7 protein-coding genes are annotated in these 6,211 nt (G+C 65.3%); 5 read left to right on the forward strand and 2 right to left on the reverse strand.

The annotated features are described in order from the left end of the window. A partial coding sequence (locus B7X30_RS14235) for a homocysteine S-methyltransferase family protein (RefSeq protein WP_286731432.1) occupies positions 1–413 on the reverse strand: 413 nt, incomplete at its 3' end. Positions 414–589: 176 nt separating this feature from the next. Between B7X30_RS14235 and B7X30_RS14240 the strand changes: the two genes are divergently transcribed. The 4 genes from B7X30_RS14240 to B7X30_RS14255 all read left to right on the forward strand — a co-directional run bounded on the left by B7X30_RS14240 (position 590) and on the right by B7X30_RS14255 (position 3,278). Continuing rightward, the gene (locus B7X30_RS14240; protein ID WP_286731435.1) at positions 590–1,003 is read left to right on the forward strand and encodes a transcriptional regulator algP; all 414 of its coding nucleotides are present in this window, start codon (positions 590–592) and stop codon (positions 1,001–1,003) included. A gap of 89 nt (positions 1,004–1,092) precedes the next feature. Beyond that, positions 1,093–2,181, forward strand: a complete 1,089-nt coding sequence (locus B7X30_RS14245) for a transporter (RefSeq protein ID WP_465020145.1) — start codon at positions 1,093–1,095, stop codon at positions 2,179–2,181. 45 nt (positions 2,182–2,226) lie between these two features. After that, entirely contained in the window at positions 2,227–2,739 is a 513-nt protein-coding gene (locus tag B7X30_RS14250; RefSeq protein WP_013124551.1) for a copper chaperone PCu(A)C, read from the forward strand. An 11-nt stretch (positions 2,740–2,750) separates the two neighbouring features. After that, complete coding sequence (locus tag B7X30_RS14255) at positions 2,751–3,278, forward strand: TlpA disulfide reductase family protein (protein ID WP_286731440.1); 528 nt, start codon at positions 2,751–2,753, stop codon at positions 3,276–3,278. 35 nt (positions 3,279–3,313) lie between these two features. Here B7X30_RS14255 and B7X30_RS14260 read toward each other — a convergent pair whose 3' ends face one another. Then, positions 3,314–5,209 carry a potassium transporter Kup gene (locus B7X30_RS14260; RefSeq protein ID WP_286731443.1) on the reverse strand — a complete coding sequence of 632 codons (1,896 nt, stop codon included), beginning with the start codon at positions 5,207–5,209 and terminating at the stop codon, positions 3,314–3,316. A 199-nt stretch (positions 5,210–5,408) separates the two neighbouring features. On the opposite strand from B7X30_RS14260, the gene B7X30_RS14265 reads away from it, so the two are divergent. Further along, positions 5,409–6,211 (forward strand): radical SAM protein (locus B7X30_RS14265; protein ID WP_286731445.1); only part of this gene is annotated, 803 nt, incomplete at its 3' end.

Raw genomic sequence — 6,211 nt, forward strand, 5'->3', positions numbered from 1 at the left:
GCGACGAAACGCGGCTTGTCCGGGGTGCTGAACTTGTCGCAGGCCGCGCGCGCCAGCCGGGCCGAGGCTTCGTTCATCTCGTCCACCAGTTCGGCCATGCCGTAATCGTCCTGCGCCACCGTGGTCGCACCAAACGTATTGGTCTCGACCAGATCGGCGCCCGCGGCCAGATAGCCCTCGTGAATGTCGCGGATGATCTGCGGCTGCGTCAGGCTGAGCAGTTCGTTATTGCCCTTCACATCGCGCGGCCAGTCTTTGAAGCGCTCGCCGCGATACTGCGCCTCGCTGAGTTTGAAGCGCTGGATCATGGTGCCCATGGCGCCATCGAGGATGACGATGCGTTGCTTGAGCAGAGCAGGCAGTTGGGCGGCGCGGGTGTAGGGCTTGGGGGCGGGTGGGTGGGCGGTCTGCATCCTTGCATGGTAAAGGCTTGCAGGGTGGGTGCCTGTGGCCTGATCTGCGCGGTGCGAAGCCTGCCTGACGGCGCTGCTGCGCCGAATCAGATTTCAGCCGCAATGTATTGCGCAAACGCAAAATCGTCAGCGACGGCGCTTGTTTGCGTAAGATGCAAAGCAGACACTCCACCGCCATGCGCTTTCTGCCGCGTCTGTTTTCCACTCTGCGCCGCGCCTCCCATCTGATCTGGGTGGTGCTCGCGGCGCTCATGCTGCAGCCGCTGGCGTTGGCGCGGCAGCCGGCCGCGGTTTGGATCTCGCTGCCGTATTGCGCAAGCGCCGCCGCCGACCACGATGCGTCGGCGCGCAGCGCACAGCCCGCGCGCCACAGCCCGTCGCAGCCGCACGCGCGCAGCCTGCTGGTCCTGCTCAACCCGGCAGCGGCGGTCACGGCGTCCGCCCAGGCTGCGTTGCCCGCGCCCGACACATCGGCCCTGCCCAGCAAAGCAGGTGTGGTCGCACAATGCCCTGCCTACCGGGCCGCGCCGTATGCGGCAGCGCCGCCCCACTCCCCGCAACAGCCCCGCGCTCCACCCCGGTTCTCCTGACCCGCTTTCCAAGTCGCGCCGCGCGTTTCGCCACACGCGGCGCTCGGCATGCACGCCCGCCCGCCCCTGCGGGCCTACAGGAGTCTCCGATGCTTTGCGTACATTCCCCACGGGCAAGACGCTTGCCCGCCCCCCAGTGGCGCGCCCTGCGCGCAGCCAGCCTGACCTGCAGCGCCATGGCGCTGGCTTTTCCCTTGTCTGCGCACGCCTGCGCCACCTGCGGCTGCAGTCTGAGCACCGACGCCGCCATGGGTTATTCCGCCGCCTCGGGTTGGCGGGTCAATCTGCAGACCGACTACATCAACCAGAGCCAGCTCCGCACGGGTACGCACAGCGTGTCGGCGGCGAGCGTGGCCGCGCTCAACCCCGCCGCGGGGCAGGAAGTCGAGCACGACACCATCAACCGTTACACCACCCTGGGGCTGACGTACAGCCCGAATGCCGACTGGTCGGTCAACTTGCAGATTCCCTACATCGACCGCAGCCACAGCACCTATGGCGCGGCCACGCCGGATCAGCTCACGGCAGACAACCTCAGCGGCGCCACGCTGCGCGGCCTGGGCGACGTCAAGCTCATCGGCAGCTTTCAGGGCCTGCTGCCCACGCACAACGTCGGGCTGCAGCTCGGACTGAAGTTGCCGACCGGCCGCTACGGCGGGCCGAACGCCGACGGCACGGGCACGGTGGGGCGCAGCCCGGTTGCTTTTTCCAGCGGGCCGAGTGCCGGGCAACTGGTGGACACCAGTCTGCAGCCCGGCACGGGCAGCACCGATCTGATCGTCGGCGCCTACGCCTATCAGGCCATCAGCCAAGACTTCGACGCCTTCGTCAGCGGCCAATTTCAGGCGGCGGTGGCGCACAAGCTCGACACCCCGGGCGAGGACTACCGCCCGGGCAACCTCGCCAGCCTGAGCTTTGGCCTGCGCGATGAGGCGCGCCCCGATTTCGTGCCGCAAGTGCAGGTGAATATCACGCACAAAAGCCACGACCAGGGCGCGCTGGCCGACACCGCGGATACTGCGGGCACCGTGGCCTACCTCAGCCCCGGCCTATCGGCGACACTGGTCAAGGGCTGGCAAGCCTACGGCTTTGTGCAACTGCCGGTGTACAGCCGCCTCGACGGCTATCAGCTCTTCCCGCACTGGACGGCCAGCCTGGGAATCAGTACCGCGTTTTAATCTCTGCTTATCTTTGCTTTCTTTCACTCGCAAACGGAGTTCACCATGCGTTCAAACGCTTTTTTCTCTCGCACCGCCCGGCGCGGCTTGGCCGCGGGCGCGCTCAGCCTGGGTCTGCTCGGCTCGGCCTTCGCCGCGGGCATCCAAGTGACCGATGCCTGGATCCGCTGGCTTCCGGCCAACCTGCCTGCGGGCGGCTATGCCAAGGTCACCAACGATACCGACAAGGAGATCAAGCTCGTCGGCGCCTCCAGCCCGAAATACGGCATGGTCATGCTGCACCAGACGGTCAACAAGAACGGCATGTCGAATATGGTGCACGTCGATGCCATCGCCATCGCCCCGCACAAAAGCATGGCGTTCACCCCGGGCGACTATCACATCATGCTGATGCAGCCCAAGCCGGGGATCGAGCCGGGGCAGAAGGTGCCGGTCACGCTCAAGTTCTCGGACGGCCAGACGGTCACCGCCGAATTCGAGGTGCGCAAACCCACCGCCTCGGGCCCGGGGGACATGAAGGGCATGGACATGGATCACATGCACGGCATGCAGCACTGAGCCGTCAGACGATGACCGCATGGTCCCGGCGCGCCCTGCTGCAACGCGGCGCCTACCTTGGCGTGAGCCTGCTCGGCATGGGCTCGCAGACGGCCCGGGCGGCTGGCCTGCACGTCGGCCAGCCCGCACCGGTCGCGGTGCTGCAGGCCCTGGACGGGCAGACGATCTCCACCGCGGCTCTGCGCGGCGAGGTCGTCATCCTCACTTTCTGGGCGACCTGGTGCGACCCCTGCCGAGCAGAGCTGCCCGTGCTGTCGCACTATGCCGCAGACCACGCCGCGCAGGGCTTGCGGGTGCTGGGCTTCTGCCTGGACGGGCCCGAGCGGCTGGCGCAGGTGCGCGCCGTCGCTGCCACGCTGTCTTTCCCCGTCGGCTTGCTGCCCAGCCCGTGGATGCCCGGCTACGGCCGCATTTGGCGGATTCCCGTGAGCTTTGTCATCGACCGCGACGGCCGTCTGGCCGATAACGGCTGGAACGATCCGCACCCGGCATGGACGCAAGAGCGGCTGCAGCAAGTCGTCGGCCCGCTGCTGGTTTGAGTGTCCCTAGATTTGCCGCGCGGGGACAGCCTGGCTCAGATCTCGACCTGCGTGCCCAGCTCCACCACGCGGTTGGGCGGGATGCGGAAGTAGTCCGACGCATCCTGCGCGTTGCGGCTCATCCATGAGAACAGCACTTCGCGCCACAACGCCATGCCGGGCAGCTTGGACGGGATGATGGTCTGCCGTGCGAGGAAGAAGGAGGTTTCCATCAACTGGAATTCCAGGCCGTAGAGCCGTTCGCATTCCTTGAGCAGGCGCTGAATATCGGGCTCGTCCTGGAAGCCCAGCTCGACGTGCAGCAGGTAGATGCCCTCGTCCATCGGTGTGAGCTTGAGCCCCTGTTCGGCGGGCACGTGCGGCACATCCATGGTCTGCGCCGAAAGAAAAATCACCCGCTCGTGCAGCACCTTGTTGTGTTTGAGGTTGTGCAGCAGCGCATGCGGCACGGTGGTCGCGCTGGGGGTGAGGTAGATGGCCGTGCCTTCCACCCGGGTGGGCGGATAGGTGGACAGGCTGGCAACGAAATCCTGCAGGTTCAGCGCGTGCTCTTCGAGCTGGCGACGCAGCAGAGTGCGGCCGCGCTTCCAGGTGGCCAGCAGGGTGTAGACCACAGCGCCGAACAGCAGCGGGAACCAGCCGCCGTGATCGATCTTCAGCGCGTTGGACGACAGAAAGGCCAGATCGATCAGCGCGAACAGCCCGAACACCGCATTGGCCCGCGCGGCGCTCCACCCCCAGCGGTGCTGCGCGATCATCCAGCAGAACGCGGTCGTGACGATCATGGTGATGTTCACCGCGATGCCGTAGGCCGCCGCGAGATTTTCCGCCGTCTTGAAACTCAGCACCAGCAGAATCACGAAGATCAGCAGCAGCCAGTTGATGAAGGGCACGTAGATCTGCCCCTGATTGCTCTCATTGGTGAACAACACCCGCATGCGCGGCAGATACCCCAGCTTGATCGCCTGCGTGGTGATGGAATAAGCGCCGGTGATGACCGCCTGCGAGGCGATGATGGTGGCGGCAGTCGCCAATGCCAACAAGGGCCACAGCGCCCAGGACGGCGCCAGATAGAAAAAGGGATTCTTAGTGGCTTCAGGGTGCGCCAGCACCAGCGCGCCCTGGCCGAAGTAGTTGAGCACCAGCCCGGGCATCACCAGACTGATCCAGGCGAGCTGAATCGGCTTGCGGCCGAAATGCCCCATGTCGGCATACAGCGCCTCTCCGCCTGTGAGCACCAGAAACACCGCGCCCAGCAAAATGAGCGCCACACCGGGTTCGCGCACGAACAGCTCCGCGCCGTAATACGGGTTGATCGCCAGCAGCACCGTGGGGTTTTGCACGATCTGCACCAGCCCCAGCACGCCGATGGCGGTGAACCACAACAGCATGATGGGGCCGAAAAAGCGCCCGACCAGCGCGGTGCCGTGCTTTTGCACCACGAACAGCCCCACCAGAATGCCCGCGGTGATGGGCACGATCCAGTCATTGAAAATCGGCGTGGCCACACTCAGGCCCTCCAAGGCGGAGAGCACCGAAATCGCCGGGGTGATGACGCTGTCGCCATAAAACATCGACGCGCCCACCAGCCCGAGGGTGATGGCAACCGTGCGTCCGCGCGTGCCTTTGGCATAGCGGCGCATGACCAGCGCCATGAGGGCGAGAATGCCGCCCTCGCCATCGTTGTCGGCGCGCAGCACCAGCAACACATACTTCACCAGCACGATCAGGGTGAGCGCCCAGAAGATCAGCGACAGCACGCCCAGAATGTTGTCAGGGCTGTAGGGCACGCCGTGATCGGGGCTGAAAGCCGTCTGGAAGGCGTACAGCGGGCTGGTGCCGATGTCGCCGTACACCACGCCCAAGGCGCCGAGGCTGAGGGCCGCCATGCCGGATTTGTGATCGGTCGCGGAATGCGTTTCTGTCTGCATGGGAATTGCGCGAGGCCAGGCCCGCGACGCCGGAAGATGCGCGTCGCAGGATAGTTCATTCCTCCCTTGTTTCCGCGCGCGGCGCCCCAGCCCGGCCTGCAACTGTTGGTTTTGCGTTGCAGCAATTGTGCCGCAGCCTCGCCAACCGTTGCGTCAGATCAAAACCTTCCGTCTGGCTTTGAGCAAACATTCAATCATTATGATGAATCAATCTCTCGACTTCCAGCCCGAGCTGCTGCAGCGTTTCGACATCTCCGGCCCGCGTTACACCTCCTACCCCACCGCCGACCGCATGCATTCCGGTTTCGGCCCGCGCGATTACGCCGAGGAATTGCGACGCCGCGCCCAGCGCCCGGACGAGCCGGTGTCGCTGTATTTCCACGTGCCGTTCTGCGAAACCCTGTGCTACTACTGCGGCTGCAACAAGATTCCCACCAAGAATCACGGCCGCTCCACGCCCTATCTCGACAGCGTGGAGCAGGAGCTGGGGCTGATTGCCGGCATCTTGCAAGCCCGCCTGCCCGTCACCCAGCTTCACTGGGGCGGCGGCACCCCCACCTTTCTGAATGACGAGGAAGCCGCGCGGCTGATGGCCATGACGCGCGAACATTTCGACCTGCAGCCCGGCGGCGAATTCTCCATCGAGATCGACCCGCGGAAGGTGAATGAGGCGCGCGTGGCGCATCTCGCCCAACTCGGCTTCAACCGCATGAGCGTGGGCGTGCAGGATTTCGCGCCGGAGGTGCAGCAGGCGGTCAATCGCATCCAGAGCGTGGAAGAAACCCGGCTGGTGATCGACGCCGCCCGTGCCAACGGTTTTAGCTCCATCAGCCTCGACCTGATCTACGGCCTGCCCTTCCAGAACCTCGATTCGTTCGCCCGCACCCTCGATCAGGTGATAGAGATCTCGCCCGACCGGCTCTCGCTCTACAGCTACGCGCATCTGCCGCACATTTTCAAGCCGCAGCGCCGCATCAATAACGAAGACCTGCCCACGGCCGA

It is taken from the genome of Thiomonas sp. 13-64-67 (assembly GCF_002282795.1).
Classification (GTDB): domain Bacteria; phylum Pseudomonadota; class Gammaproteobacteria; order Burkholderiales; family Burkholderiaceae_C; genus Thiomonas; species Thiomonas arsenitoxydans.